Genomic DNA, 25,913 nt, shown 5'->3' on the forward strand with positions numbered 1-25,913 from the left:
TAGCATATTGGTTCCCCTGTTTTTATGATGTGTCTCACAGTTGGGGAGGATGTTGTGTCTACCTCGACTATATCACTGTGGGGTGGCTGATTAACAAGCAATAAATAACAGGAAACCATGAAAAACGCCCGCGCAGGGCGGGCGTTGGTCAAACAGGTTAGCGAATACTTACTTTTCTTCGTCGCGCAGCGGCACAATCAGCATATCAATGTGTACCGTATTGATTAACTGGCGCGCAGAGGACATCAATTTGCTCCAGAAATCCTGGTGATGTCCACACAACACCAGATCCATATCGTATTTTTTAATCGCATCAACCAGCACCTGCGCCAGATCGCCGCTGCCGCTCAGGGTTTCGGTGATGGGATAGCCCGCATTTTGCGACAGCTCGGTTAACGCATGGTGGGTTTCTTCAGAAATACGCTTTTGCATATCGCCAAGATTAACGTCGATCAGGCCGGTATACAGATCGGAATAGTTTACATCAACGTGGATCAGAGAGACTTTGGCATTGTACGGCCGCGCCATTGATACCGCTTTCTCGACCAGGATTTTACTTTCCGGTGATAGGTCAACCGCAATCAGTATGTGTTTGTAAGCCATGAGAATACTCCTTCCATATAATGCCGATTAAAGGGGGCAGGCATTCAGTGTTCCAGCTTGGCGCTTTCGCCTTACCTGCATAGTACCATCCAGATAACACAATGATATGTTGGGGCGATCACACTGCACCGCATCAATCACCCTTGTTTATACGTTTACCCCACCCGTTTTACACCGCCGGGGCAAAAAATCCTATGGCTTATACGGCTATCCGCCGTTTGACCGATTGAATTATAAGCATTGTTGCTCAAAGTATAGCTTATGACGGTTATCCGAGCGGAGAGCGGGTAGATGAAGAATTTGGCCCTGACTGTAAATTTTATACGCCACCGGGATCTGTTTGCGTTTCATTATTCTACACTAGTGAATGTGGGCCCCACTTATTTCCTCTGATCGTTGCAAGGCTGGTTTATCAAGCGGTCAGAGGTTGTGGGTATCTTCGGGTCCGTAGGGTGCTAGGGGGATGGGAGCCAAGGCTCCGGCAGCATAAGGTATGAAGTAGGGACGTTGGCCCGGCGGGTGTCCGGGATAACAACGCCTTGAGGGGGCTATCATGATTAGTACCGTCGCGCTGTTTTGGGCATTGTGTGTGGTCTGTGTGATTAACATGGCCCGGTATTTTTCTTCTCTGCGTGCGCTGCTATTTGTTTTACGCGGCTGCGACCCGTTACTTTACCAATACGTCGATGGCGGGGGGTTCTTTACTTCGCACGGCCAGCCGAGCAAGCAGATACGGCTGGTGCGCTATATCTTTACGCAACGCTATATGGAGCACCACGACCCGGAATTCATTCGCCGCTGTCAGCGTGTCCGCAGCCAGTTTGTACTGACGTCTTCGTTATGTGGGCTCGTGGTGATCAGCCTGGTGGCGATGGCGATCTGGTATTAGGCGGGCGATAGCAAGGCAAAAAAATGGCGGCCACTTTGGCCGCCATTGTTGTGATGGGCAATCGTCAGATCACTTTCAGCGCCAGCCAGTATAGGCCACCGGAAAGCAGAATCGAGACTGGCAGGGTCAGTACCCAGGCCAACAGGATGTTCTTGACGGTTTTGCTCTGCACGCCACCACCGTCCACGATCATCGTCCCGGCGACCGCCGAAGAGAGTACGTGAGTAGTGGAAACCGGCATACCGGTATAGCTGGCCACGCCAATCGACAGGGCGGCGGTCATCTGTGCAGATACCCCCTGAGCGTAGGTCATGCCTTTCTTACCGATTTTCTCACCGATAGTGGTAGCAACGCGTCGCCAACCTACCATGGTACCGAGGGACAGTGCCAAGGCTACCGCGACGATAATCCAGGTTGGTGCATATTCAACGGTTTCCAACAGATCGGAGCGCAGGTTCTTCAGGAAGCGTTGATCGTCCACTGAGGTTTCCGGCAGCTTGGCAACCTTGTCTGCGGTTTCCGTTACGCACATCAGCAGGCGGCGCAGTTGGCTGCGCTGGTCAACCGTCAGTTGATCGTAACTTTGCAGGTTGTTCAGCAGGCCCAGAGAGCGATCTACGGCGATCAGGGCACGTGAACTGTCGCAGTGGAACTCAACCGGTTGATCAGGCTTTGGAACCACGTCTTGAGGCGCAGGAACCAGCGGCGTCTGCGTGGCCACATGAGCCAGAGAGTCGCCATGCTGTTGGTAGAATTGCTGCAGGTGGCTTACGGCATCACGAGTACGGGTAATGTCGTAACCGGTCGCACTCATATTGAGCACGAAGCCCGCAGGGGCAACACCGATCAGCACCAGCATAATCAGACCGATACCTTTCTGACCGTCGTTCGCGCCGTGTGAGAAGCTCACGCCGATAGCTGACAAGATCAGAGCGATACGCGTCCAGAACGGTGGCTTACGTTTGCCATCGACCTTCTCACGTTCCGCCGGAGTCATATGAATGCGCTGACGTTTTTTGGTATTGCTCCAGTAACGGCGCAGCACAAACACCATCAGCCCGGCAATCATCATCCCGACCAGCGGGGAGAAGATGAGTGACAGGAAGATGCTGATCATTTTTGGCACGTTCAACGCGTCGACCACCGAGGTGTTGGTCACCAACGCATTGGTCAAGCCGACGCCGATAATGGCACCAATCAGGGTATGGGAGCTGGAGGCCGGTAGCCCGAAATACCAAGTACCGAGGTTCCAGATAATTGCCGCCAACAGCATGGAAAAGACCATGGCTAACCCGTGTGCTGAACTGACGTTCAACAACAGATCGGTTGGTAGCAGGTGCACAATGGCGTAGGCAACACTCAAACCGCCGAGCATCACGCCAAGAAAGTTGAACAGGCCAGCCATAACGACCGCAATCTGCGAGCGCATAGCACGGGTGTAAATTACAGTAGCGACCGCATTGGCCGTATCATGGAAGCCGTTAATGGCCTCATAGAACAGCACGAACAACAATGCGAGGACTAACATCAGGCCGGTATGGAAATCCAGGCCAGTGAACAAATGCAGCATAAGCGTTACGCCAGGTTTGTGGACATGAACGCCGCGCATTATCGGCGACAACCGGTGTCGGGGAAAAGGAAAATATGACGTTTTTTGAATTTACCTGTTGCCGCGGGCGTTGCATCACGGCTGAATTGATGCAATTTCAGCATGTTACTGCCGTTTACGCACGTTAACATTTTCTTACGTTGGCGTTCCCCACCGATGTCTTTACAATCCCTCACCGCGGATTTAGCGGCATACAGGCAGTGAAATGGCGTAAAATATGCTCTTGTTGCCGTGATTGCAAAGAGAGGTCTGGGTGGAACAGTTTGATGTTGTCGTTATTGGTGCGGGTGCCGCAGGGATGTTTTGTGCTGCGCAGGCAGGGCAACTGGGTTGCCGGGTGCTATTACTCGACAATGGCAAAAAACCGGGCCGCAAGATCCTGATGTCTGGCGGCGGGCGCTGTAACTTCACCAACATGTCCGTTGAACCGGCGGCCTACCTCTCGAATAATCCCCATTTCTGCAAATCTGCATTGGCACGCTATACCCAATGGGATTTTATCGATCTGATTAACCGCTACGGCATCGCCTATCACGAAAAAACCTTGGGGCAGCTGTTTTGTGATGACTCTGCGCAACAGGTCGTCGATCTGTTGGTGCAAGAGTGCGAACTGGGTCAGGTGGTAACGCGCCTGCGCAGCGAGGTTCTGAGCGTTGAAAAAACCGACCAGGGCTTCGAATTGACGCTTAATGGAGAGTGTGTGAGTGCTCGCTCACTTGTGGTGGCGAGCGGCGGGCTTTCCATGCCGGGCTTAGGCGCCACTCCCTTTGGCTATAAGCTGGCGGAAAAGTTTGGTCTGAAAGTGTTACCGACCCGGGCCGGTTTGGTGCCCTTTACGCTGCATAAGCCGCTGTTGGAGCAATCCCAGGCGCTGTCTGGCGTTTCGGTTCCCGCAGTGGTCACGGCGGAAGATGGCACCAGCTTTCGTGAAAGCATCCTGTTTACGCATCGGGGGCTTTCTGGTCCGGCTATCCTGCAGATCTCCAGCTACTGGCAGTCTGGTGAGTTTGTGAGCATTAACTTACTCCCTACGCTAGACCTGGTGGGCTTTCTTAACGAACAGCGCCAGGCACATCCTAACCAGAGCCTGAAAAATACCCTGGCTTTGCACTTGCCGAAGCGCCTGGTGGAATTGCTGCAAGAGTTGGGGCAACTGCCGGAGGCCACGTTGAAGCAACTCACTCCAACGCAGCAGGCAGCGTTGGTTGATAGTTTGCAAGACTGGCGCGTACAACCCAATGGCACCGAGGGTTACCGTACGGCGGAAGTGACCCTGGGCGGTGTGGACACCAAAGAGCTTTCTTCCAAAACCATGGAGGCGAGTAAGGTACCGGGCCTGTACTTTATCGGTGAGGTGGTGGACGTGACAGGCTGGCTGGGGGGGTATAACTTCCAGTGGGCCTGGAGTTCGGCGTGGGCTTGTGCACAGGCTTTGGCTGCGCAGAAATCTTAAAGAGATGGCAGGCATTTCTGAAAACGGCTCGCCATGAAGAGGCGCGGTATTCTGCGCCAATTCAGATAATCAATCGTCTAATTTAAGAACTTTAGAGATAGGAACATCGGATGTAATTCAGAATAATGGGCTCGGCTCGTGCGTTGAGACAAGCGCACTCTTATTCAAATAATAACAAGGAAAGTTCTGCTGATGAAAATCAAATGCGGTTTAGCATTACTGGCTTCTCTGGTGTTGGTTTCCGGCTGTAGCCAAAAGATTTCCTCTTCACGTGCGGTGGCTGAATCCGCCTCAGCTCCGGCTCCTGTAGCTCAGGAAAATAAACTGGGAACGGCATGGGGTGAGGATGTTTACTCTAAAGTGACCACCGTTGACGCGAAGCGTATGCATTCCTCTCCAGACAGTGTCGCCAAAGTGTTTTACAGCGCGGCAGCGTCCAGTAATGGGCAGTACACCAATGAGATCGTGTTGTCTTCCGTCAGAATGCGGGTGCAGACCGAAAATAATCGGGATTTCGCGCTCAATCGCTATAAAAATGGCGAGTTTTCATTCTCTGCCAATGATGGCGAGCGCTACCAACTGTTCTTCTATAACACCAGCCCAAACAAAACCTATGAGGTGGTAACCGCTGTTGACGGCCTGGACGTGATTTCTGGCCGCAGTGGCTCACTGCGCAATTCTGGCTATCTGGTTTCACCAAAAGGAACTCTGGTGATTGAGGGCTTCCGTAAAAGTGACTCGTCCGTTGCCGCATTCCGTTTTGCAAAACCGGATGACTCCTACGCTGCGAGTTCACTGGCGGGCGAAAAAGAGAATACCGGCGTGATTGGCGTGGCGGTTTATGAAATGGCGATGCCGGGCCTGCCTGATTGCCAACCGCAGGCGTTTCCTGGGGATGCTAAATACGCCCCTGCTCCCTGCAAGAAACCGTAATTGCGTGCACATGGCCTCAAAATCTGAGGCCATGTTCAGGCTTCGGGCCTGTTTCCAGCTTCCTCAGACACCCTAGACACCCCGGCATCTCCTGACCCCAGCAACTGCTATCGTCTCATCGCAGGGTGAGCGTTTACTTTTCGGCCAGCAAGACCTTGCTCTTGGCCATTTTCGAGATAATAAATGGTGTGTGAGAATAATCTGGTTGGTAATAACTTTACGTTTACAACTATCGTGTTTTTTCAGAATATCCTTCTGCTTTTTGCGATCGCGTTTTTCTATTGTTTTTAACGGATAACTTACAGCAAAATCTGGTTTTTTTTACCCAATTTAGGTTAGAGATAGATAGAGACCACAGTAGGAATTTTATCTTTTTTTAAGTAAAAAAGGTGGTTTCATAGAAATTGTGCGAATTATCCTAGTCATTGGTGGGATATAAAAATTTGGCGATCTTTACGCAATGTGACCTATATCAATAAACCATGGCTGGAAAAACCTATCTTGTATAGGGCCAGCTTGGTTAGGGGCGCTTGTGGTTTGTTGTGAGTCGTTAATACATGTTAACGTGCTGATTATTAATCATATCTAGGCAAGGCAATCAGTCTTAGAGGAAAGTGGTTATGCCATGGAGTCATGAAATTCAACAGGCAATTACCTTGTTACAGGCATGCCAACATCGCCATTCGGACAGCCTGCCCTGTCCGGCCAGGGGGGATGAACCTGGCGCAGTAGGTACTTGCGCAGAAAAAATCATGCCGTCGATTATCCTGCTTAATGCGTTTGCGGATGTACTGCCGCAGCATCAGGAATTACATCGTCTTGGTATGGTGCTGGAGGCCCAAGGCCTGATCAAGAAATTGACTCAAGGGGAGAGCTACAGTCAAAGTGCACTGGCGTATTTACGTGCGCAAATCGAACCCTGACAGTTCCATCAGTACCCCTCTATTTTAGCGAGGGGTTGCTTTTTGGTGCGTACGGTACCGGCTCATTATTAACGAGCTATTTATTTCACCGTATTTTGAACTTATGCAGTCATTGACGTGTTGGATAAGGGGGGCGGGCCAATATAGGGTGGAACGCCCGGGTGTTTTATCGATATAATTCTATTTTCGCCGGAAGTTTTATTAATTGCTTCTACACATATACCTATTGTCGTGCTGTTGGGGCGGGGTAAACTAATACTACATTATTAATAATGTGCCAACAGTGACCTCGACTCCTTTCGGCTCTGCAACATTTTGTTCAGCTTGGTTCTATACTGCATCAACCGTTCTTAACATGTGTCGAGCTGGCCAGTTCACAGACCGATTAACAGCTTGCCTGAATGTTTTTACTGGCAGAAAATACCCTCATGGATTTCAGCTGGCTGCCAGCAGTTAGCCGCTGAAAGAGGAGAGTCGCGTAACAGGCCGGAGTGAGCATGAAGGGCAGTAATGAGTTACTGGTATTGGAAGGCATCCATTATCAAATTGACGAGCAGGTTATTCTGGATGCCGTTTCTTTCACCCTGAAACCGGGCGAATTTAAGTTGATCACTGGGCCTTCGGGATGTGGCAAGAGTACTTTGTTGAAGATCGTTTCCTCATTGCTTAGCCCAACTCGTGGCAACATCACCTTCAACGGTAAAAATATTGATGACGTTGCTCCAGAAGAGTACCGCAAACAGGTTTCTTACTGCTTCCAAACGCCAGCTCTGTTTGGTGACACCGTCTACGATAACCTCGCATTACCCTATCAAATTCGCAAACTGAAACCCGATGAGAAGAAAATGTGTCAGGATCTGGCACAGTTGGCCTTGCCTGATAGCATGTTGAAAAAAGGAATCAACGAGCTCTCCGGCGGTGAGAAACAACGTATTTCTCTGATCCGGAATCTGCAATTTATGCCAAAGGTACTGCTGCTTGATGAGGTCACCAGTGCTCTGGATGAAGACAACAAACGTAACGTCAACGAGTTGATCCACCACCTGGTGGCCGAGCAAGGCCTGGGGGTACTATGGGTTACACACGATAAGGATGAAATCGCGCATGCGGACGAGGTGATCACCCTGCCGGTGAACCGCGTCAATAGCCAGGAGAAAGCTCATGAACCAGCATAATATCACCAACGAGTCATTAGGCCTGTCAATGCTCCTGGTGATTATCGCCATTCTGATCAGTCACAAAGAGAAACTGGCGCTGGAAAAAGACATTATCTGGAGCATTTGCCGTGCGGTGGTACAGTTGGTTATCGTCGGCTACGTATTGAAATATATCTTTGATTTGGATAATGGAATATTAACGGTGTTGATGGTGCTGTTTATCTGCTTCAATGCAGCATATAACGCGAAAAAGCGCAGTAAATATATCGATAACGCGTTTACTATTTCGTTTATTGCCATTACTGCAGGAGCGACGTTGACGCTGGTAGTGCTGGTACTGAGCGGTTCGATTGCCTTCACGCCAATGCAGGTGATCCCCATTTCCGGCATGATTGCTGGCAATGCGATGGTGGCGGTGGGTCTGTGCTACAACAACCTTGGGCAACGTTTTAAAGACCAACAGCAGAAGATCCAGGAGATGCTTAGTCTGGGAGCTTCCCCCAAATTCGCTTCTGCGGCTCTGATCCGTGACAGTATTCGTGCATCGCTGATCCCGACGATAGACTCCGCTAAAACCGTTGGGCTGGTAAGCCTGCCAGGAATGATGTCCGGTTTGATCTTCGCCGGTATCGATCCGGTAAAAGCCATCAAGTATCAGATCATGGTGACATTTATGCTGCTTTCTACCGCCAGCCTGTCAACCATCATCGCCTGCTATCTGGCTTACCGGAAGTTTTACAACCAGCGTGAGCAACTGGTGGTTCGCACGCTCAAATAGGCACTTTTCGCCCTACGCAGTATGTGTAAAGCGAGACTCCCTGTGCCTACTGGCAGCTTGTGCACTTATCCTTGCAGTAATGCAATACTGTGGCGGATCTCGCGTTCGATATCGCCCTCTGTCCAGGTTGTTAGCTGTGAAGAGAACGGCTCGAAGGCATAGATCCCCCGGTAGCCCAAACGTTCCAGGTTCTGTACCTGGGCTACGCTTGCCAACCGATCTTTATTGCTCAGCATAATACGCTCTTCATCGCTCAATGCGGCTTTGATGAGCGGATCCTCAACGCCAGAGAGATGTACCAAACCAATCTGCTCAACTCGAATCTGAGCATCAAACTCTGGCTGTGCAACGTCGCTAAGATAGTGGTGGAAGGTATCCAGCACTATCTTATAAGGTGCGCCAGAATCACGAATGATTGCCTGTGCCAGCAAGGAAGAGCGTAGTGAACTTATGCCAAAACCCAATGGTTCTACGTAGCCCTCAACGCCGTACTGTTTGAACAATGGAGCGAGCAGCCGCAGTGCAGCGAGCGTATCTTCCCTCTTTTGTGATTCACTACGTTGGTCGCTCGCGTTGCAATGTGGGCACATCACCACCGCCTTGCTATGGATGGCTTTCGCTTGAGCCAGTAGTGTTTCGGCGTTTTTCAGCAACGCGGCTCGATCCTCTAGCAGATTGAACATGCCCAGCGCATTGATGGTGACGATCTCAATGCCTAACTCTTCGGCCAGCGCGTTTAACTGCTCGTTGCTCAGGTTGTCGGTCACTTTGCCACCCGACATATCGTTGCGCAGTTCGACCTTGCTTAGCCCACATCTTTTCACCAGGCGGAAGAAGTTCTCCAGCGTAAGGTTGGGGGCAATCTTACGGTTTATACAAAAACGTGCTAACGCAATGGCCATGATGCATCACTCCTGGATTTGTTGGCGGTAGATTTTAGGCTTTACCATCTTCTACCGTGATGATTTCAGATAGCGGTTGGCGATAGCGCTTTGCCATCACGACGTCTTCCATTCTTTCCAGTGAAACGCCCTTGGTTTCTGGAATAAAGCGGGCAATAAACCAATAACTGAACAGGCAGCAGGCGGCAAAAACCCACATTGGGAACGCCCCGTGGAAGGTGGAGAACAGATAAGGTTGGTCATTGATCATCGGGAAGCTCTGGGCCACGACGAAGTTGGCCAGCCACATACAGCCAACGGCAATACTCATCCCCTGTGAACGCATGCGGTTGGGGAAGATTTCGGAGACCAGCACCCAGGCACCTACGCCCCATGACATGGCGTAGAACACCATAAAGAACAGCATGCCGAACAGCGCGAAGTAGCCGGTTGCCTGGGTATACAAGGCATAAGAGGTGATTAGCAGGCCAACGATGGTGCCGAGGGTACCCCAGCGCATCAGTGGGATACGGCCTATGCGATCCATCAGCATGGCGCCGATCACCGAGCCGACCAGCTGTAATACGCCGATCCAGATGGTCTGGAACAGGGCTTCTTGCGCGTTTTCGGTCACGGTTTTCAGCACTACCGGGGCGTAATACATCATGACGTTAACCCCCGTCACCTGTTGCAGCATGGCGATCATACAGCCGACAAACAGGATGAAGCGTACGCGTACGTCGCCATAATTCAGCTTTTGTTTACGGTGCTGCTCGTCCTGGCGAAGCGACTCCTTTATTTCGTTTAAAACGCTTTTAGCATGCGCGGCATTTGAGACGCGGGTCAGCATGGCTAATGCCTGATCGTCGCGGCCCACCATTACGCTCCAGCGTGGCGATTCGGGGATGACAAAGACCAGTGCGGTGAATAGCAGGCAAGGGATAACCTCTGAGCCAATCATCCAGCGCCAACCCATCTCAATCAGCCAGGCTTCGCTGGCATAGCTGGCAATCTTGAAGTTAACGTAAAAAATCACGATCTGACCGAACACGATGGCGAACTGTTGCATGCTCAGCGCCCGGCCCCGCATATCCTTCGGTGAGACTTCTGACATGTACATAGGGGATACCGTTGCGGCCAGTCCGACGGCCAGACCCCCAATGATGCGATAGATAACAAACCAGGTGAAGGTGGTGGCCAAAGCAGCACCGACTGCAGAGACGGTAAACAGGAGGGCGGCGACCACCAGGGCCTTTTTACGTCCATAGCGCCCGGCCAGTGGCCCTGCACCGAAGGCACCGACCACGCAGCCGATCACCACGTTGGACACGGCCCAGCCGGTTTCTGCCGGGCTGAGGTCAAAGTAGGCTTTAAGTGCTTCTATCGCGCCAGAAATCACGGCGGTGTCATAACCAAACAGAATGCCGCCGAGTGCAGCAATCCCGCAGATACGCAGAATATACCCAGTATTGTGTTTACGCTGATGTGACATATGTTGCTCCGATTTTTATCCTGGCTTCTGCCTACTTAACTGACTTGTAGGGGGTAGGGAGGCAGAAGGGTGAACCGTGCCTGTCATCAAGGCGGTGTTTTTCAGGGTGTCCTTTGGCAAACAAGAACATTTATTTCATATTTAGTGAATAATGAAATATTGATTTTTAGATCCAGTTCAAAAAATTGAGCATAAATAGGGCAAATGTTCTTCCCGATTTGCATGGCGGATTGGAAAAATGACTCGCCAGGGTGAGAAAGCGTATCTGTATAAAAACTAGGAATTACTGAGTAAAGCTACGCAGCTTGCGGATCGAGGATCGAGTCATTCGCCACCGCCCACTCTGCCTATGGTCACGGCAAATTTGCGATCGGCGGCACTAAAAACAAATTTTCTAAAAACTTTTATTTGAAACTTTTTTTTCAATGGAATAGAGTTTGATTCATCTGGTCAGGATTTAATCTGCCTGTGGGCCGTACTCTTGCAGGTGGCACGATGAACGTCACGGTATGCGGCAATGCTGCAAGCCGTGGCGATAGCGGACTTAAAAGAGGGTGAAACATGAAAACCGTGGGTAACTTTATTGGTGGGCAGGTTTGCCTGAGCAGCAGTAACCAAACCGTCGACGTGCACAATCCGGCCAGCGGTCAGGTTGAACGCCGTGTGACGCAGAGCACCGCCGCCGAGGTGAAACAGGCTATTGATGTCGCCCATCAGGCATTTACCGACTGGGCGCGTACTACACCGCTACGCCGGGCGCGTATCATGTTTAATTTCAAAGCACTGCTAGAGCAGCATCGCGAAGAGTTGGCGCAACTGATTGTCAGTGAGCATGGCAAAGTCTATTCCGATGCGCTGGGTGAATTGACCCGTGGCATGGAAGTGGTGGAGTTTGCCTGTGGCATTCCACACTTGATCAAAGGCGAATTCTCACCGGACGTAGGCACCGGCGTGGACAGTTTTTCGCTGATGCAGCCGCTGGGCGTAGTGGCCGGGATCACACCGTTTAACTTCCCGGCCATGGTGCCGATGTGGATGTTCCCTATCGCGCTGGCCTGCGGCAATACCTTCGTCCTGAAGCCTCCGGCGTTGGTGCCGTCTGCCTCCGTGCGTCTGGCAGAACTACTGAAAGAGGCGGGCCTGCCAGATGGGGTATTCAACGTCGTGCATTGCGGCAATGAAGAAGCCTCGCAGCTGTGCACCGATCCACGCATTCAGGCGGTGAGTTTCGTTGGCTCCTCCACCGTTGCAGAACATATTTACACCACCGCCAGCGCGCACGGTAAACGTGTACAGGCCTTTGGGGCCGCCAAAAATCAGGCTATCGTTATGCCGGATGCGGATCTGGATGCCACGGTCAATGCGCTGATGGGAGGGGCATTTGGCTCGGCCGGTGAACGTTGCATGGCGTTGCCGGTGGCCGTTGTGGTTGGTGATAGCACCGCAGATAAACTGATTGCCAAACTCAAACCGCTGATCGCCCAACTGCGGGTTGGCCCCGGCATGCAGCAAGGCGGCGAGGAAAATGAAATGGGGCCGTTGGTCTCATCCGCCCATCAGAAAAAAGTGCTGGGATACATTGATATTGGCGTTAAAGAGGGCGCAACGCTGGTGGTCGATGGCCGCGATTATCAGGTGACGGGTTATCCGGAGGGTTACTACGTGGGTGGCACCCTGTTCGATAACGTACAGCCGGATATGCGTATCTACCGCGAGGAGATCTTCGGGCCGGTATTGGGCATTGTGCGTGTGGCCGATTACCAAACGGCCATCGATACGGTGAACAGCCACGAGTTTGGTAACGGCAGCGCCATTTTTACCAATAATGGTCACTATGCTCGCCAGTTTGTGCATGAGGTGCAGGCAGGGATGGTGGGGGTTAACGTGCCGGTACCGGTGCCGATGGCTTTCCACAGCTTTGGCGGCTGGAAACGTTCAGTATTCGGTGCACTTAACGTACATGGCACGGACGGCGTGCGATTCTATACCCGCATGAAGACGGCCACCGCACGTTGGCCAACGGGCCAGCAAACGGTATCCGAATACAGTATGCCAACGCTGGGCTAAACCGCAGCCAGGCATGCCGAGGCCGTTATTCCACCGGGATAGCGGCCGCTGTCGCTGGTATCAATGCATTGCAGCCACACTCACAAGCACGGGATTTAAGGAGCATTGTCATGTCATCATTACTTGCGAAATGTCAGCAACCGGATGCGCAGGGGCGTATTCAGTCCGTCACCCCGGAAAATGCCGGTTGGCGTTTTGTCGGGTTTGAGGTCTATCGGTTAGCGGCCGGGCAGTCGTTGCGGTTGGAGAGTGGCGACAAGGAGCTTTGCCTGGTGCTGGTGGCAGGTATTGCCTCTGTGGCAACGCAACGAGCGGAGTATCCACATATTGGTAAGCGGATGAGCCCGTTTGAGCGCACGCCACCTTATTCCGTTTATGTTCCGCACCACGACCATGTTGAAGTTCGGGCAGAGACCGATCTTGAACTGGCGGTATGCAGCGCGCCGGGTAACGGGCACCTGCCTTCACGCTTGATCACCCCGGCAGACGTCGGCGTGGAGCGGCGGGGTAAAGGCCGTAACCAACGGCTGGTTCACAATATTCTGCCGGATAGCCAACCGGCCGATAGCCTGCTGGTGGTTGAGGTCTATACCGACGAAGGCAATACCAGCTCCTACCCAAGCCATAAGCACGACCAGGAAAACGCGCCGGACGAAACCTACCTGGAAGAGACTTATTACCACCGTCTTAATCCTGAACAAGGGTTCTGCCTGCAACGCGTCTACACCGACGATCGTTCGCTGGATGAGTGTATGCCGGTCTATAACCGCGACGTGGTGAAAGTGCCGCGCGGTTACCACCCGGTGGCAACCCTGGCCGGATATGACAGTTATTATCTCAACGTGATGGCGGGGCCGGTACGCCTGTGGAAGTTCACCTGGGAAAAAGATCACGCCTGGATCAACAGCGAAAGCTATTGATACTGACTAGGTGGGGGCGCTCCGCAACGCTGCGCCCCTTTAACCGAAAGTTATAGCTCTTTGGCGTTATTCAGTGCCAATGATACCGCCAGCGTTTGCGCCAGACACATGGAGGCCACCTGCGAGCGGAACCCATCTACCTGCGCTTCGCGCACCACAAAACAGACATCACTGAAGGCAGCCAGCGGGCTGACCTGGCTGTCGGTAATGGCGATTAGCTGTGCTCCCTGTTTGGCCCCCAACTCCACCAGTTCTACCGCTTCTTTGGCATAAGGCGAATAGCTGATGGCGATCACCACGTCCTTGGGCTTCACCATGCTGAGCTGTTCGGTAAACATCCCGCCTAACCCGTCGATCAGGAAGGCGCGCCTTTCCAGGTGGCGCAGGGCATAGGTGAGATAAGAAGCCACGCTGAATGAGCGGCGCAGGCCAATCACGTAGATATTTTCCGCGTTATTGAGCAACTCTACCGCCCGCTCCAACTGCTCGGCACTGGTTTGCATTGCCAACTGTTGCAGCGCCTGCGAGTTGACCATTGTAAACACGTTAAGGATTTCTGCCGGCTTTTCCGGGGCAACGCTGTCGTCGGTAGAGGTTTGGCGAAACAGGCGTGCGCGCTCGGTATAGTTCACCGTTTCTTCCATCAGATGCTGGCGGAAGACCTGCTTCATTTCGTTGAAGCCGCTGAAGCCAAAGGCGTTAGCGAAACGGATCAGGGTCGATGGTGGCACGCTGGCCTGGGCAGCGATGGAAGCAACGGTATCAAAGGCAATGCTGTTACTGTTATCCAGGATGTAGCGTGCTACCTGTTTTAAGCGCTTGCTCAGCGTTTCATAACGGCGGCGGATCTCGTCCTGTAACAGCGAAAGTTGAGTTGGGTTAGTCATCCATTCGGCTCGCAGTATTGGCTGAGGCGTATTGGTTTATACGCTGAAAATATTGTCCGGTTATTCTAACAGATGGAGTGGACATTTCATTTCTACAAAAAGCGATTTATTTCGTCGCCAGTTGCGTTACTTCACAGAAAATGGGCAAAAAAATCCCCTTAAAGCAGCGAAAATCACTTTAAGGGGTAGGTTCGTTAACAACGCCAGCTTAACTACGGCTGGTTTTACTCGCAGGCTGCGGGCGATATTGCCGCCAGAAACCGATCAGCGTCAGGTATTTCTGTTTCACCTGTTCGACCAGCCCGGCGTCATCGATCTCACCTTGTAGCCATAGGCGTGAAGAAGCGCCAAAAATGGTGCGGCCAACCGCGAAGCCTTTTACCCAGTGGGCATCTGCGGCTGCGGCGAACCCGGCTTTCAGCGTTTCCTGTGGGGAGTCTAGCCCGAGGATTAGCACCCCGCGGCAGAATGGGTCGTGAGTTTCAATCAATTCCCCCACTTTTTGCCAGTTGGCGGCACTAAGCGGCGGCAGTTTCCACCAGTCTGGCAGAACGCCCAAGCGGTAGAAATGTTCCATCACCTGCAGATAGTTGCACTCGTCTTTGTCGGCATGACCTTCAGGCAAAATGACTTCCAGCAACAGCTCATGGCCCGATTTGCAGCAGCCACGATATACGTCAACGATCTGCTCATCCTGCTCACGGCGCAGCGCTTCGGCGTCCTGTGGATGATAAAATACCAGGCATTTGACCACGTGTTCTTGGGGCCAATCGATCAGCTGTGAGCCAATGTTGCCGTGCTCCAACCGCAAGGGGCGGGAGCTTGGCAACTCCACCGGGCGGCCAATCCACCAGCCCTGGCCAGTAATGGCATTCAACGCCGCTTGGCCGTAGGTAGTATCTGCCAAAATGCCGCTGTTGCCGTGTAACCCCGCTTCGGCAGCTGCAGCCTGTGCGGCGGCCAACAACAACGTTTTTAACTGTGGGAGCCGCTCTGTACTCACTCCCGCCTCACGCGCCATCTCTGCCAGCTGTTTGCGGTGATCAAAAGCAAATACGCACAGTTCAGGCCATTGCTGTTTGCGCGTGGTAACGCGGTGCAGATGGTTCAGCCGGGCATCCAGATCAGGGCGTTTCACCTCTTGTTCGTGTTGCAGGTAATCGTCCAGCTCCAGCTTGGTCGGCATTGCGGGGGCGCAGCCGTGGCGTGACACCACCAACGCGCCGCAGGCATTGGCGTAACGACAGGCCTGGTCCCAACCCTCATCATTAAGATATCCGCGTAGCAGGCCAGACATAAAGGCATCACCCGCACCGAGCACGTTCAAAACGTCAACACGCACGCCAGAATGCAGTTTGACTTGCTGCCAATCTGTGGGGATATCCCCTTCAAATACCGAGCACCCCTGCGCCCCTCGCTTGCACACCAACGTGGCCTGGGTGACCTTACGGACGTTTTGCAGCGCGACCAGCGTATCGGTACTGCCGCCAGCAATATGGAACTCTTCTTCAGTCCCCACGATGAGATTGAAATGGTGCAGAACTTCCTGCAACTCGCGGGTCACCTTTTCCGATTCGATAAAGCGGGTCTCGCCATCGCCTAACGAGGTCAACCCCCACAGCACTGGCCGATAATCGATATCCAATGCGGTACGCAGCCCGTGTCGGTGGGCGTACTCCAATGCTTTGAGCACCGCTGCGCGCGTTTTGGGGTGGGAGAGGTGGGTGCCGGTGATTGCTAAAGCCCGTGATGAAGCGATGTAGTTTTCATCGATATCTTCGGGGGTCAGCGCCATGTCGGCACAGTTTTCACGGTAGAAAATCAGCGGGAAGGTTTCCTGATCCTTGATGCCCAGGATCACCAGGCCGGTCAGGCGCTGTTTATCGGTGATCAGGCTCTGTGTGTCCGCGCCGACGCGCTGGAGTTCTTCACGCAGAAAGCGGCCCATGTGCTCATCCCCTACGCGAGCCAGCATGCCGGATTTTAGCCCTTGGATCGCGGTGCCATAGGCCACGTTGCCGGAGGAGCCGCCAAGATATTTGGAGAATGAGCTGGCATCTTCCAGACGTGCACCGATTTGTTGAGCATAGAAATCGACAGCGATGCGCCCGAGGCAAATGACATCAAGCTGCTTTTGTTGTGTGGCCATACCCGTTTCCTTCTGTCATTAAGCAAAACCGATTGCGACCCGGTAAAGGAGCTAAGTAGGAAGCATAGTTCGAAGTATGAGGAATAAAAATTTCAATTTCAATATGAAATGAAACTTACACCCCGAAAATGTGATGCATTTAAAAGCAACCTACATCGGGTAGTCTGCCGACGTGACACATTATTATTGATAGAACAATCCCTTGCTGAAGTTGGCTACGCAACTGAGTGCGGCCTTGATGGCTGCTGGTTCGATTGTCGAGTGGCCGCATAGAACGAAAGATAGCCATGAATACTTTTTAATTAATTGATTGAATTATATAGATAACTTAAACCTTGGTGGTTCGGTATTATGCGATCTTTATCGCAAAATGAAATGTTTTTTCTGTATTGATATTTTATGAAAAATATATTTGTTTATAATCAATGTACGTTTCAAACTGCCTATTGCATGAGCAGTGTGTAACAACCCAGACAAGATTATCACTGCTTTTATGTAACGAAAGTCAGCGCTACGCCACCGTATACGCTTGCCTGCTCGCAAACCACCACCTGCAGCAGGCTTGGGATAACGCCAAAAGAAAGGGTGAGTAAAATGGGTAAGATCAAGTTGACCATGGCACAGGCATTGGTCAGATTTCTCGACAACCAGTACCTGCTGGTAGACGGTGTCGAAACCAAATTCGTAAAGGGTATCTTCGCCATTTTCGGCCACGGTAACGTACTCGGCCTGGGGCAGGCTCTGGAGCAAGACTGTGGCGATCTGGTGGTGCATCAGGGGCGCAATGAACAGGGAATGGCGCATGCTGCTACCGGGTTTGCCAAGCAGAAGTTGCGCCAGCAGATCTATGCCTGTACTTCTTCCATCGGCCCCGGCGCGGCTAATATGATCACCGCTGCGGCCACTGCCACGGCTAACCGCATTCCTCTACTGCTGCTGCCGGGCGATGTGTACGCCTCTCGCCAGCCCGATCCGGTATTGCAGCAGATCGAACAATCCTACGATTTAAGCATCAGCACCAACGACGCATTTCGCGCCGTCAGTAAATATTGGGATCGCATTGTGCGCCCGGAACAGCTGATGAGCGCCTGTATTAATGCCATGCGCGTGCTGACCGATCCGGCAGAAACCGGTGCCGTCACGCTATGCCTCCCGCAGGACGTACAGGGCGAAGCCTACGATTATCCAGACTATTTCTTCCACAAACGGCTGCATCGCCTTGAGCGCCGTCCGGCCAGCCAAGAATCGCTGGCAGATGCTTTGGCGTTGTTGGTGGGTAAACGCAAGCCGTTGATAATCTGCGGTGGCGGGGTGAAGTATTCGCAGGCTGGGCAGGCGTTGCAGCAGTTTGCTGAACGCTTCCATATTCCGTTTGCAGAAACTCAGGCAGGTAAAGGTACGGTGCTTTCTGCCCATCCGTATAACGTGGGTGGCATTGGTGAAACCGGCTGTCTGGCGGCCAACACGCTGGCGAAGCAGGCAGATCTGGTGATCGGCATCGGTACCCGTTACAGCGATTTTACCACCTCGTCCAAATGGCTATTCCAAAATCCGGATGTGGAATTCCTTAACATCAACGTCAGCGCGTTTGATGCCGGCAAGCTGGACGGCCTGCAACTCTTGGCGGATGCCCGTACCGCGCTAGCCTCTCTCAGCCCGTTGTTGGCTCAGGCGGATTATCGTGCCGATTGGCAAGACGCTATCAGCAAGGCGCTGGGCGAACAGCAAAAAGAGACCGAGCGTGTCTATCAAGTGACCTATACCGACGAAGGCTTTGTGCCGGAAATCGACGATAGCCTCGATCGTGAACAGGTGTTTGCCGAGTTTATCGAAAAAACCGACTCCGTATTAACCCAAAGCCGAGTGCTGGGGGTGCTGAATGAGCATTTACCGCAGGACAGCGTCATCGTTGCCGCTGCTGGCAGTTTGCCAGGCGATCTGCAGCGTGTCTGGCAAAACCGGGGTGAGCACGGCTATCACGTCGAATACGGCTACTCCTGTATGGGTTATGAGGTTAACGCCGCGTTAGGCGTCAAGCTTGCGGAGCCACAACGCGAAGTTTACGCCATGGTAGGGGATGGGGCGTTCATGATGCTGCATTCTGAGCTGGTCACCTCGCTCCAGGAAGGTTGCAAGATCAACGTGGTGCTGTTCGATAACATGACCAACGGCTGTATCAACAACCTGCAGATAGAGCACGGCATGGGGAGCTATACCACCGAGTTCCGCTTCCGTAATCCGCAAGGCGGCAAATTGGATGGCAAGCTCGTTCCGGTCAACTTTGCGATGTTGGCAGCGGCCTATGGTTGCAAAACCTACAGCATAACTACCGAACAACAACTGATCGAAGCGCTGGTAGATGCCCGCAAGCAACAGGTTTCTACCCTGCTGGATATCAAAGTGCTGCCAAAAACCATGGTGCACAAATATCTCAGTTGGTGGCGCGTGGGCGGTGCCCAGGTGGCCGAAAGTGAAAAAATTATCGCCGTCGCCCGCAAGCTGCAAGAGAACATCGATAAGGCCCGCGACTACTGATAACGCAATGCCTTGGCAATCGTAGGTGCGGCGGAGAACGCCGCGCTCACATAAACAATCGGATCTACCTCAGACCTTGCGTCTGCCGTTTACAGTCCATGAGGATAACGAAAATGACATTGAACATTGGGGTTATTGGTACCGGCGCTATCGGTAGGGATCATATTCGCCGTTGTAGCCAGGTGTTGCAGGGTAGCCGCGTGGTTGCGGTGAATGACATCAATCGAGACAGTGCGGCCAAGGTGGTCAGTGAACTGAAACTGGACGCCAAGGTTTATGACAATGCCCACGATCTGATCAACTCTTCAGACGTACAGGCGGTGCTGGTCACGTCATGGGGGCCGAGCCATGAAGAGTTTGTGCTGGCCGCCATTGCCGCAGGCAAACCGGTATTTTGCGAGAAACCGCTGGCGGTTACGGCACAGGGCTGCAAGAACATCGTGGATGCCGAAGCCAAGCACGGCAAACGCCTGGTACAGGTGGGCTTTATGCGTCCTTACGATCAGGGCTACCGGGCGCTGAAACAGGTGCTGACCAGCGGTCAGATCGGCGAGCCGCTGATGCTGCACTGTGCCCACCGCAACCCAAGGGTCGGTGAAGCCTACACCACGGATATGGCCATAACCGATACGCTCATTCACGAGTTAGACGTCCTGCGTTGGCTGCTGGACGATGATTACGTTTCGGTACAGGTGGTGTTCCCACGCAAGAGCAGCAAAGCCTTGCCACATTTGAGAGACCCGCAAATTGTGCTGATGGAAACGGCCAAGGGCGCCCGTATTGACGTCGAAATCTTTGTTAACTGCCAGTACGGCTACGACATTCAGTGTGAGGTGGTGGGGGAAACCGGCATCGCCAAGCTGCCAGAACCTTCTGCGGTGCAAATGCGCAGCGGTGCCAAACTGTCCACCGAGATCCTGGTCGACTGGAAAGACCGCTTTATCGGTGCTTATGACGTTGAGCTGCAGGCCTTTATCAATGACGTCCAGGCCGGCAAGCTCACCGGGCCTTCTGCTTGGGATGGCTTTGCGGCTGCGGTGGCGGCAGATGCCTGTATCGCCGCGCAGAACAGCGGTGAAGTGGTGCCAGTGACCTTGCCCGCTCGCCCTGGCTTCTATGGCAAATAAGCCCGTAGATACCGCATTCATGCTCTAAGGAGGCGACCATGAAAATCGCTTTTGATGTCGATGTGATTAAAGGTTTGGGCATTACCAAGATGGTGGAGCAGGTGGCTGACTGGGGCTATAAATACATTGAGCAGTCACCGCACCCGCAGATCAACCCATTCTACAAACATCCAAAAGCCGGTCGTGACGTTCTGGCGGAATATCAACGGGCGCTAAAGGCCACCGGGGTAGAGATTTCCTCCTTTATTGTGGTGTATCGCTGGTCGGGCCCAGGAGAAGACCGCCGTCGGGCGGCGGTCAAGAACTGGCGGCGGATGATCGAAATTGCGGTGGAGATGGGGGTTCAGGTGATCAACACCGAACTGGCGGGTAACCCGAACGAGCCGGAGATTTGCGAAGAGCTGTGGTATCAATCGATGGAGGAGCTGCTGCCGATTATCGAACGTGAAGGCATTCGCATGGAAATTCAGTCCCATCCGTGGGACTTTTGCGAGCTTAGCAACGAAACCGCCGACATGGTGAAATCGTTGCGCAGCGACAATGTGACCTATCTTTACAGCGTTCCCCATACCTTCTATTACGACCAAGGGTGCGGTGATATTGGAAATATGCTGCGCTATGCCGGGAGCGATCTTTCCCACGTGTTGATTGCCGATACCATGAATCACACCCGCCCCTGCCGGTATATCGTCAATCCGCCGGGCGTTGATGCGGCGGTGCATCAACATATGGCAATTGGCGAGGGGGAAGTGGACTTCGCGGCCCTGTTCCAAACCCTGCGCGATATGGAATTTGCCAGCCGTACCTTCAAGGTCGGTGGGGAGTCCATCATCTGTACCTCGCTGTTCGGCTACCCGGAGAGAATGCCTGCTCAGGCGGTAGCCACCAGAGAACGCATCGAAAAAGAGCTTTTGAGTAAATAACTTTCCTGGCCACGCCGGTGGGAAAGATAGCCGGTAAGTGCCTACATGACTGAGGCTGAAAATGAACAAAGACCACGTAAAGCTGGCAATCGCCCCGATTGGTTGGACGAATGACGACATGCCTGAGTTAGGGGACGAGAACACGTTCCAGCAGTGCGTCAGCGAAATGGCGCTGGCCGGGTTCACTGGCAGCGAAGTAGGCAGTAAATACCCGCGCGATCCCAAGGTGCTGAAACCGATGCTGGACATCCGCGGGATCCAGATCTGTAATGCCTGGTTCAGCACGTTCTTTGCCGATGGGCTGAAGGAAAAGACCATCGATGAGTTTGTTAACCACATGAATTTCCTGCATGCGATGGGGGCCAAAGTGATTGGCTGCTCCGAGCAGAGTAAGAGCATTCAGGGCACCACCAAGGCGGTATTTGAAGAGAAGCCCTATTTTAGCGATGAAGAGTGGCAGCGGGTGGCGCAGGGATATAACGAGCTGGCGAAAATTGCCGCCGGAAAGGGGATGCAGGTCTGCCTGCATCATCATATGGGCACGGGTATCCAGACCACCGAAGAGATAGACCGCTATATGAGCATGGTGAACGACGATGTTTACCTGCTGTTTGATACCGGGCATGCCTATTACTCCGAAGGCAGCCAACAGGCAATGTTGGCAATCCTGGAGAAATACCTGCCGCGCATCAACCATGTGCACCTGAAAGACGTGCGTGACGAGGTGGTGGCAGAGGTTAAGGCCAAGCACCTGAGCTTCCTGGACGGGGTGAAAAAAGGCACCTTTACCGTGCCGGGGGATGGCGTGATCGATTTCCGGCCGGTATTCAAGCTGCTGGATGAGCGTGGCTATAAGGGATGGATGGTGGTGGAAGCAGAGCAGGATCCGGCGTTGGCCAACCCTTTTGAATACGCAGTGAAAGCACGCCGTTATATTCGCGAAACGGCCGGGCTTTAAGTCAGTTATTGGTTTGCTGAGTCTAACGGGTGGGGCGTTGGTATGAGCGCCCCACCGACAAAGCAGTTCTGATTACGAGGTTTTAAACCGGGCCATATGGTAGGCATCCACTAACTCGCCATCGCGCATGGCAAAGCGGCGGCTGGTGCCTTCAATTTCAAAACCGAACTTACGATACAGCGCTATGGCACCCTGATTGTCGGTGTACACCGTGAGCTCAATGCGCTCAATACCGGCCCAGTTGTCGCAGATATCGATCATCGCCTTCATCAGCGCGCTGCCAACGCCTTTGCCGTGATATCCGGCATCCACGCTAATGCCAATAGTGGCCACATGGCGGCGGCGTACCCGCTGGTTGAGTTCCACGAACAGCTGCCCCACCACGCGATCGTCAATGCAGGCCACCATGTTGTAGGTTCCGGGCTGCACGTTAGCAATCCGCTGCTGCCACATGGCTTTTGACGGTAGCGGTAGTTGTAGCGTGTCACGGTAAACGGCCGGGTGGGAATATAGCTGGTGTAAGGCTTCAGCATCGTTACTTTCCACGTGACGAACTACAATCTCGTTCATTCTTTCCTCTCTTTCGCGTTTACCGTTTGAATAACCTCCCAAATTATCCGTTTACTCCCCTGAGTCAATATAATTTCCCATTGGTCAAAAAAACGCTTTACAGGTGCGAATGATAATGATTATTATTGTCATGCGTTCAGAGAGAGTATCAACCTTTGATACTGTTTGCTGAAGGCACGACATTGCTCACATTGCTTCCAGTGTTTACTTAGCCAGCTCGGGTGCTGGCTTTTTTTTTGCCCAAATTCAGCGGCTAACCCATCCCACAAACCCTTTGCTACTGGCTGCCAAACTCCACCTAATTTTTTGAACAGAGGGGTGAGATTTTTGCGCTTTCATATTCCTCCGTCAGGTCTAGACTGTAGAAAACGTTGAGGAGAGTTGAATATGATTTATTTACGTAAGGCACAAGATCGCGGTCATGCCAATCATGGTTGGCTCGACAGCTGGCATACTTTCTCATTTGCTGACTATTACGATCCCGACTTTATGGGGTTCTCGGCGCTGCGGGTGATCAACGAAGATGTGATTGATGCAGGCCAGGGGTTTGGTACCCATCCCCATAAAGACATGGAAATCCTGACCTACGTGCTGAGTGGTACGGTGGAGCATCAGGACAGCATGGGCAACAAAGAACAGATCAATGCTGGTGAGTTCCAGATTATGAGTGCAGGGACCGGTGTGCGTCACTCCGAGTACAATGCCAATAGCGATCGGCCATTGCATCTCTACCAGATCTGGATTATTCCGGATCAGGTTGGGCTGGAGCCACGTTATGAGCAACGGATGTTTGATGCGCCTCAGGGCCGCCAGTTGGTGCTGTCGCCAGACGCCCGTGAAGGCTCGCTGAAGGTGTTCCAGGATATGACTTTGTCTCGCTGGGCGCTGAAGAAAGACGAGCAATCGGTTTATCCAATCCAGGCTGAACGCCGCGTTTGGATCCAGGTGGTGCATGGCAATGTCTCTATCAATGGCCACAAAGCGGGTGTTAGCGATGCTTTTGCCATCTGGGATGAGACAGCGCTATCTATCCATGCCGATGAAGACAGCGAGATTTTACTGTTCGATTTGCCGCCGGTGTGATGACAGAGTAATAGCGAGGGCTCGGTGCTATACCGGGCCTTTTTTGCATCTGCTGGCCGGATAACCAACAATATCGGAAAGGCGTTTTATTTGCTAAAATGGCCGCCCATTCACGGTTAGCCAGTTCAGTGATAATGAAGAAAAAACGGCCGGTGCTTCAAGATGTTGCAGATCAGGTTGGCGTCACCAAAATGACGGTGAGCCGCTATTTGCGCAATCCCGATCAGGTTTCTGCCGCTTTACAGCAAAAAATTGCGGTAGCGCTGGACGAACTTGGCTACATTCCCAATCGCGCCCCGGATATCCTTTCCAATGCGACCAGCCGGGCAATCGGCGTGTTGCTGCCGTCGCTGACCAACCAGGTATTTGCCGAAGTGTTGCGAGGTATCGAAAGCGTTACCGATGCACACAACTATCAAACCATGCTGGCGCACTACGGCTATCTGCCGGAGCGTGAAGAAGAGCGTCTGACATCGCTGTTTTCTTATAACATCGATGGGCTGATCCTGTCCGAACGACACCATACCGCACGTACCCTGAAGATGATTGAAGTTGCAGGCATTCCGGTGGTGGAATTGATGGACTGTGTCTCACCCTGTATCGATCTGGCGGTCGGGTTCAACAACTTTGAAGCGGCCCGCCAAATGACCCAGCAGATCATCGCTCGCGGTCATCGTCATGTGGTGTACTTTGGCGCGCGTCAGGATGAACGCACCATTATCAAACAGCAGGGCTACGAACAGGCCATGCGTGAGTCTGGTCTTGAAGCCTACAGCATCATGACCGCACGTTCTTCTTCCTATTCGGCCGGTGGTGAAATGTTGCGCGAGGCACAGCGCGATTATCCGCTGGTTGACAGTATCTTTTGTACCAACGATGACCTGGCGATCGGCGCGGCATTCGAGTGTCAGCGCCAGGGGTTATCTATCCCGCAGGATATGGCGATTGCCGGTTTCCACGGCCACGATATCGGGCAGGTGATGGTGCCAAAACTGGCGAGCGTATTGACACCGCGTGAGCATATGGGCCAGATCGCCGCTGAGCGCCTGTTGGCACGGCTGCGTGGAGAAGTTGTTTCCCCACGTATGGTAGACGTGGGTTTCACCGTGGCACCCGGTGGCAGCATCTGAACCTGGGCGCGACAGCCAGCGCCCAGCACGGTTGGCTTATTGCTTCAGCGCTGCGACACAGCGGCCAACTACGCCTTCAACGTCGGTATCAATATCCACGCAGATCACATCTTTTTCGTCGGCCCCAGGCTCTTCTAATGCTTCAAACTGACTTTTTAGCAGCTCGGTGGGCATAAAGTGCCCGGAACGGGCTTGCAGACGGGCCAGGATCGTCTCAAAGCTGCCTTTCAGGTAGATAAACACCATATTGTCATTATCTTTGCGAAGCAGATCGCGGTAGCGGCGCTTTAGCGCCGAGCAGACAATAATCCCGCTTTCGTTCTTGTGATTAAGGCTGTACGCAGCGTCGTTGAGGCGCTGAAGCCAGGGGGCGCGATCCTCGTCATTCAACGGTTGGCCGCTGGCCATCTTCTGGATATTGGCGCGTGGATGCAGATCGTCGCCATCAATGAATTTAGCCTTGATTTCCCGTGCTACCGCCGCGCCAATCGTGGATTTGCCGCTGCCGGAGACGCCCATCAGGATGATGCTTTTTCCCGCCATAAGTTTGATCTCTATCTCAGAATGCGAATTTTGCTGGGTTACCTGGTTTCGGATCTTACCATGTTACCGGTATCATGATACGGGTAACAAATGGAGATGTGATTGTCATCACACAGCATAGAACAGGGAACATGCTTGTCGTTTTCATGTCGCCACGTGGCGGGCTGCAATCTGCATCCATTGGCTATACCACTGTACTCAGCTGCCTACTTAGACCACCAGGATAGGGTCGTACAATAAAACAAAGCACCTTCTTTCGCTGCCATTGCGTAAAGAGGCCAAGTGATAAAAGGGTTGGAGAAA

Annotated in this window: 22 protein-coding genes; 14 read left to right on the forward strand and 8 right to left on the reverse strand. The window is 52.8% G+C overall.

Translation table 11 applies throughout. The features are described 5' to 3' along the window. Positions 1–168: 168 nt before the first annotated feature. A complete protein-coding gene (uspA, locus tag ACKWMY_RS10625) occupies positions 169–603 on the reverse strand; it encodes a universal stress protein UspA (RefSeq protein WP_021181773.1) in 435 nt (144 codons plus the stop codon). A gap of 553 nt (positions 604–1,156) precedes the next feature. On the opposite strand from uspA, the gene uspB reads away from it, so the two are divergent. Next, on the forward strand, positions 1,157–1,492 hold the full coding sequence (uspB, locus tag ACKWMY_RS10630) for a universal stress protein UspB (protein ID WP_024527630.1): 336 nt from the start codon (positions 1,157–1,159) through the stop codon (positions 1,490–1,492). Positions 1,493–1,556: 64 nt separating this feature from the next. Here uspB and pitA read toward each other — a convergent pair whose 3' ends face one another. After that, entirely contained in the window at positions 1,557–3,062 is a 1,506-nt protein-coding gene (gene pitA, locus ACKWMY_RS10635) for an inorganic phosphate transporter PitA (RefSeq protein ID WP_024527629.1), read from the reverse strand. Between the two features lie 292 nt (positions 3,063–3,354). Between pitA and ACKWMY_RS10640 the strand changes: the two genes are divergently transcribed. The 5 genes from ACKWMY_RS10640 (at position 3,355) to fetB (ending at position 8,345) form a co-directional block, all read left to right on the forward strand. Further along, on the forward strand, positions 3,355–4,554 hold the full coding sequence (locus tag ACKWMY_RS10640; RefSeq protein ID WP_409486277.1) for an NAD(P)/FAD-dependent oxidoreductase: 1,200 nt from the start codon (positions 3,355–3,357) through the stop codon (positions 4,552–4,554). Positions 4,555–4,746: 192 nt separating this feature from the next. Further along, positions 4,747–5,487 (forward strand): hypothetical protein, encoded by a 741-nt coding sequence (locus tag ACKWMY_RS10645; RefSeq protein ID WP_074030242.1) that lies wholly within the window; start codon positions 4,747–4,749, stop codon positions 5,485–5,487. A gap of 620 nt (positions 5,488–6,107) precedes the next feature. Continuing rightward, positions 6,108–6,410, forward strand: coding sequence for a hypothetical protein (locus tag ACKWMY_RS10650; protein ID WP_021181767.1), 303 nt, complete (start codon positions 6,108–6,110; stop codon positions 6,408–6,410). Between the two features lie 497 nt (positions 6,411–6,907). Then, positions 6,908–7,585, forward strand: a complete 678-nt coding sequence (gene fetA / locus ACKWMY_RS10655; RefSeq protein ID WP_024527627.1) for an iron efflux ABC transporter ATP-binding subunit FetA — start codon at positions 6,908–6,910, stop codon at positions 7,583–7,585. Further along, positions 7,572–8,345, forward strand: coding sequence for an iron efflux ABC transporter permease subunit FetB (gene fetB / locus ACKWMY_RS10660; protein WP_024527626.1), 774 nt, complete (start codon positions 7,572–7,574; stop codon positions 8,343–8,345). Before fetA ends, fetB begins: the two co-directional genes overlap by 14 nt. A gap of 65 nt (positions 8,346–8,410) precedes the next feature. On the opposite strand, the gene ACKWMY_RS10665 is transcribed toward fetB, so the two are convergent. Both ACKWMY_RS10665 and ACKWMY_RS10670 read right to left on the reverse strand, forming a co-directional pair. After that, positions 8,411–9,247, reverse strand: a complete 837-nt coding sequence (locus ACKWMY_RS10665; protein ID WP_024527625.1) for a TIM barrel protein — start codon at positions 9,245–9,247, stop codon at positions 8,411–8,413. A 34-nt stretch (positions 9,248–9,281) separates the two neighbouring features. Continuing rightward, on the reverse strand, positions 9,282–10,718 hold the full coding sequence (locus ACKWMY_RS10670) for a sugar porter family MFS transporter (protein WP_261161046.1): 1,437 nt from the start codon (positions 10,716–10,718) through the stop codon (positions 9,282–9,284). 561 nt (positions 10,719–11,279) lie between these two features. On the opposite strand from ACKWMY_RS10670, the gene ACKWMY_RS10675 reads away from it, so the two are divergent. Together ACKWMY_RS10675 and iolB are read left to right on the forward strand one after the other, a co-directional pair. Continuing rightward, positions 11,280–12,785: a CoA-acylating methylmalonate-semialdehyde dehydrogenase gene (locus ACKWMY_RS10675; protein ID WP_024527623.1), complete on the forward strand. Its 1,506-nt coding sequence runs from the start codon at positions 11,280–11,282 to the stop codon at positions 12,783–12,785. 110 nt (positions 12,786–12,895) lie between these two features. Continuing rightward, the gene (iolB, locus tag ACKWMY_RS10680; RefSeq protein WP_199062642.1) at positions 12,896–13,705 is read left to right on the forward strand and encodes a 5-deoxy-glucuronate isomerase; all 810 of its coding nucleotides are present in this window, start codon (positions 12,896–12,898) and stop codon (positions 13,703–13,705) included. Between the two features lie 50 nt (positions 13,706–13,755). Here the strand turns inward: iolB and ACKWMY_RS10685 are convergent, their stop codons facing one another. Together ACKWMY_RS10685 and iolC are read right to left on the reverse strand one after the other, a co-directional pair. Continuing rightward, positions 13,756–14,592, reverse strand: coding sequence for a MurR/RpiR family transcriptional regulator (locus ACKWMY_RS10685; protein ID WP_261161044.1), 837 nt, complete (start codon positions 14,590–14,592; stop codon positions 13,756–13,758). A 208-nt stretch (positions 14,593–14,800) separates the two neighbouring features. Next, a complete protein-coding gene (iolC, locus tag ACKWMY_RS10690) occupies positions 14,801–16,741 on the reverse strand; it encodes a 5-dehydro-2-deoxygluconokinase (RefSeq protein WP_409486278.1) in 1,941 nt (646 codons plus the stop codon). Between the two features lie 594 nt (positions 16,742–17,335). Between iolC and iolD the strand changes: the two genes are divergently transcribed. The 4 genes from iolD to iolE all read left to right on the forward strand — a co-directional run bounded on the left by iolD (position 17,336) and on the right by iolE (position 22,284). Further along, on the forward strand, positions 17,336–19,276 hold the full coding sequence (iolD, locus tag ACKWMY_RS10695) for a 3D-(3,5/4)-trihydroxycyclohexane-1,2-dione acylhydrolase (decyclizing) (protein ID WP_409486279.1): 1,941 nt from the start codon (positions 17,336–17,338) through the stop codon (positions 19,274–19,276). 113 nt (positions 19,277–19,389) lie between these two features. Next, positions 19,390–20,403 carry a Gfo/Idh/MocA family protein gene (locus tag ACKWMY_RS10700; protein ID WP_024527619.1) on the forward strand — a complete coding sequence of 338 codons (1,014 nt, stop codon included), beginning with the start codon at positions 19,390–19,392 and terminating at the stop codon, positions 20,401–20,403. A gap of 38 nt (positions 20,404–20,441) precedes the next feature. Then, positions 20,442–21,326 (forward strand): sugar phosphate isomerase/epimerase family protein, encoded by an 885-nt coding sequence (locus ACKWMY_RS10705; protein ID WP_409486280.1) that lies wholly within the window; start codon positions 20,442–20,444, stop codon positions 21,324–21,326. A 61-nt stretch (positions 21,327–21,387) separates the two neighbouring features. Next, complete coding sequence (gene iolE / locus ACKWMY_RS10710; RefSeq protein ID WP_024527617.1) at positions 21,388–22,284, forward strand: myo-inosose-2 dehydratase; 897 nt, start codon at positions 21,388–21,390, stop codon at positions 22,282–22,284. Between the two features lie 72 nt (positions 22,285–22,356). Here iolE and ACKWMY_RS10715 read toward each other — a convergent pair whose 3' ends face one another. Then, positions 22,357–22,854, reverse strand: a complete 498-nt coding sequence (locus ACKWMY_RS10715; protein ID WP_409486281.1) for a GNAT family N-acetyltransferase — start codon at positions 22,852–22,854, stop codon at positions 22,357–22,359. 387 nt (positions 22,855–23,241) lie between these two features. Here ACKWMY_RS10715 and ACKWMY_RS10720 point away from each other — a divergent pair, with 387 nt between their 5' ends. After that, the gene (locus tag ACKWMY_RS10720) at positions 23,242–23,937 is read left to right on the forward strand and encodes a pirin family protein (RefSeq protein ID WP_024527615.1); all 696 of its coding nucleotides are present in this window, start codon (positions 23,242–23,244) and stop codon (positions 23,935–23,937) included. Positions 23,938–24,071: 134 nt separating this feature from the next. Then, positions 24,072–25,067, forward strand: coding sequence for a gluconate operon transcriptional repressor GntR (gene gntR, locus ACKWMY_RS10725; protein WP_261161039.1), 996 nt, complete (start codon positions 24,072–24,074; stop codon positions 25,065–25,067). A 36-nt stretch (positions 25,068–25,103) separates the two neighbouring features. Here the strand turns inward: gntR and ACKWMY_RS10730 are convergent, their stop codons facing one another. Continuing rightward, positions 25,104–25,610, reverse strand: coding sequence for a gluconokinase (locus ACKWMY_RS10730; protein ID WP_021807427.1), 507 nt, complete (start codon positions 25,608–25,610; stop codon positions 25,104–25,106). Positions 25,611–25,913 lie beyond the last annotated feature (303 nt).

This window comes from Serratia sp. J2, from assembly GCF_046269175.1.
Taxonomy (GTDB): Bacteria; Pseudomonadota; Gammaproteobacteria; order Enterobacterales; family Enterobacteriaceae; genus Chania; species Chania fonticola_C.

Coding starts and splice junctions, on each gene's coding strand:
- uspA (WP_021181773.1), bottom strand. CDS start 603: ATGGCTTACAAACACATACTGATTGCGGTTGACCTATCACCGGAAAGT.
- uspB (WP_024527630.1), top strand. CDS start 1,157: ATGATTAGTACCGTCGCGCTGTTTTGGGCATTGTGTGTGGTCTGTGTG.
- pitA (WP_024527629.1), bottom strand. CDS start 3,062: ATGCTGCATTTGTTCACTGGCCTGGATTTCCATACCGGCCTGATGTTA.
- ACKWMY_RS10645 (WP_074030242.1), top strand. CDS start 4,747: ATGAAAATCAAATGCGGTTTAGCATTACTGGCTTCTCTGGTGTTGGTT.
- ACKWMY_RS10650 (WP_021181767.1), top strand. CDS start 6,108: ATGCCATGGAGTCATGAAATTCAACAGGCAATTACCTTGTTACAGGCA.
- fetA (WP_024527627.1), top strand. CDS start 6,908: ATGAAGGGCAGTAATGAGTTACTGGTATTGGAAGGCATCCATTATCAA.
- fetB (WP_024527626.1), top strand. CDS start 7,572: ATGAACCAGCATAATATCACCAACGAGTCATTAGGCCTGTCAATGCTC.
- ACKWMY_RS10665 (WP_024527625.1), bottom strand. CDS start 9,247: ATGGCCATTGCGTTAGCACGTTTTTGTATAAACCGTAAGATTGCCCCC.
- ACKWMY_RS10670 (WP_261161046.1), bottom strand. CDS start 10,718: ATGTCACATCAGCGTAAACACAATACTGGGTATATTCTGCGTATCTGC.
- ACKWMY_RS10675 (WP_024527623.1), top strand. CDS start 11,280: ATGAAAACCGTGGGTAACTTTATTGGTGGGCAGGTTTGCCTGAGCAGC.
- iolB (WP_199062642.1), top strand. CDS start 12,896: ATGTCATCATTACTTGCGAAATGTCAGCAACCGGATGCGCAGGGGCGT.
- ACKWMY_RS10685 (WP_261161044.1), bottom strand. CDS start 14,592: ATGACTAACCCAACTCAACTTTCGCTGTTACAGGACGAGATCCGCCGC.
- iolC (WP_409486278.1), bottom strand. CDS start 16,741: ATGGCCACACAACAAAAGCAGCTTGATGTCATTTGCCTCGGGCGCATC.
- iolD (WP_409486279.1), top strand. CDS start 17,336: ATGGGTAAGATCAAGTTGACCATGGCACAGGCATTGGTCAGATTTCTC.
- ACKWMY_RS10700 (WP_024527619.1), top strand. CDS start 19,390: ATGACATTGAACATTGGGGTTATTGGTACCGGCGCTATCGGTAGGGAT.
- ACKWMY_RS10705 (WP_409486280.1), top strand. CDS start 20,442: ATGAAAATCGCTTTTGATGTCGATGTGATTAAAGGTTTGGGCATTACC.
- iolE (WP_024527617.1), top strand. CDS start 21,388: ATGAACAAAGACCACGTAAAGCTGGCAATCGCCCCGATTGGTTGGACG.
- ACKWMY_RS10715 (WP_409486281.1), bottom strand. CDS start 22,854: ATGAACGAGATTGTAGTTCGTCACGTGGAAAGTAACGATGCTGAAGCC.
- ACKWMY_RS10720 (WP_024527615.1), top strand. CDS start 23,242: ATGATTTATTTACGTAAGGCACAAGATCGCGGTCATGCCAATCATGGT.
- gntR (WP_261161039.1), top strand. CDS start 24,072: ATGAAGAAAAAACGGCCGGTGCTTCAAGATGTTGCAGATCAGGTTGGC.
- ACKWMY_RS10730 (WP_021807427.1), bottom strand. CDS start 25,610: ATGGCGGGAAAAAGCATCATCCTGATGGGCGTCTCCGGCAGCGGCAAA.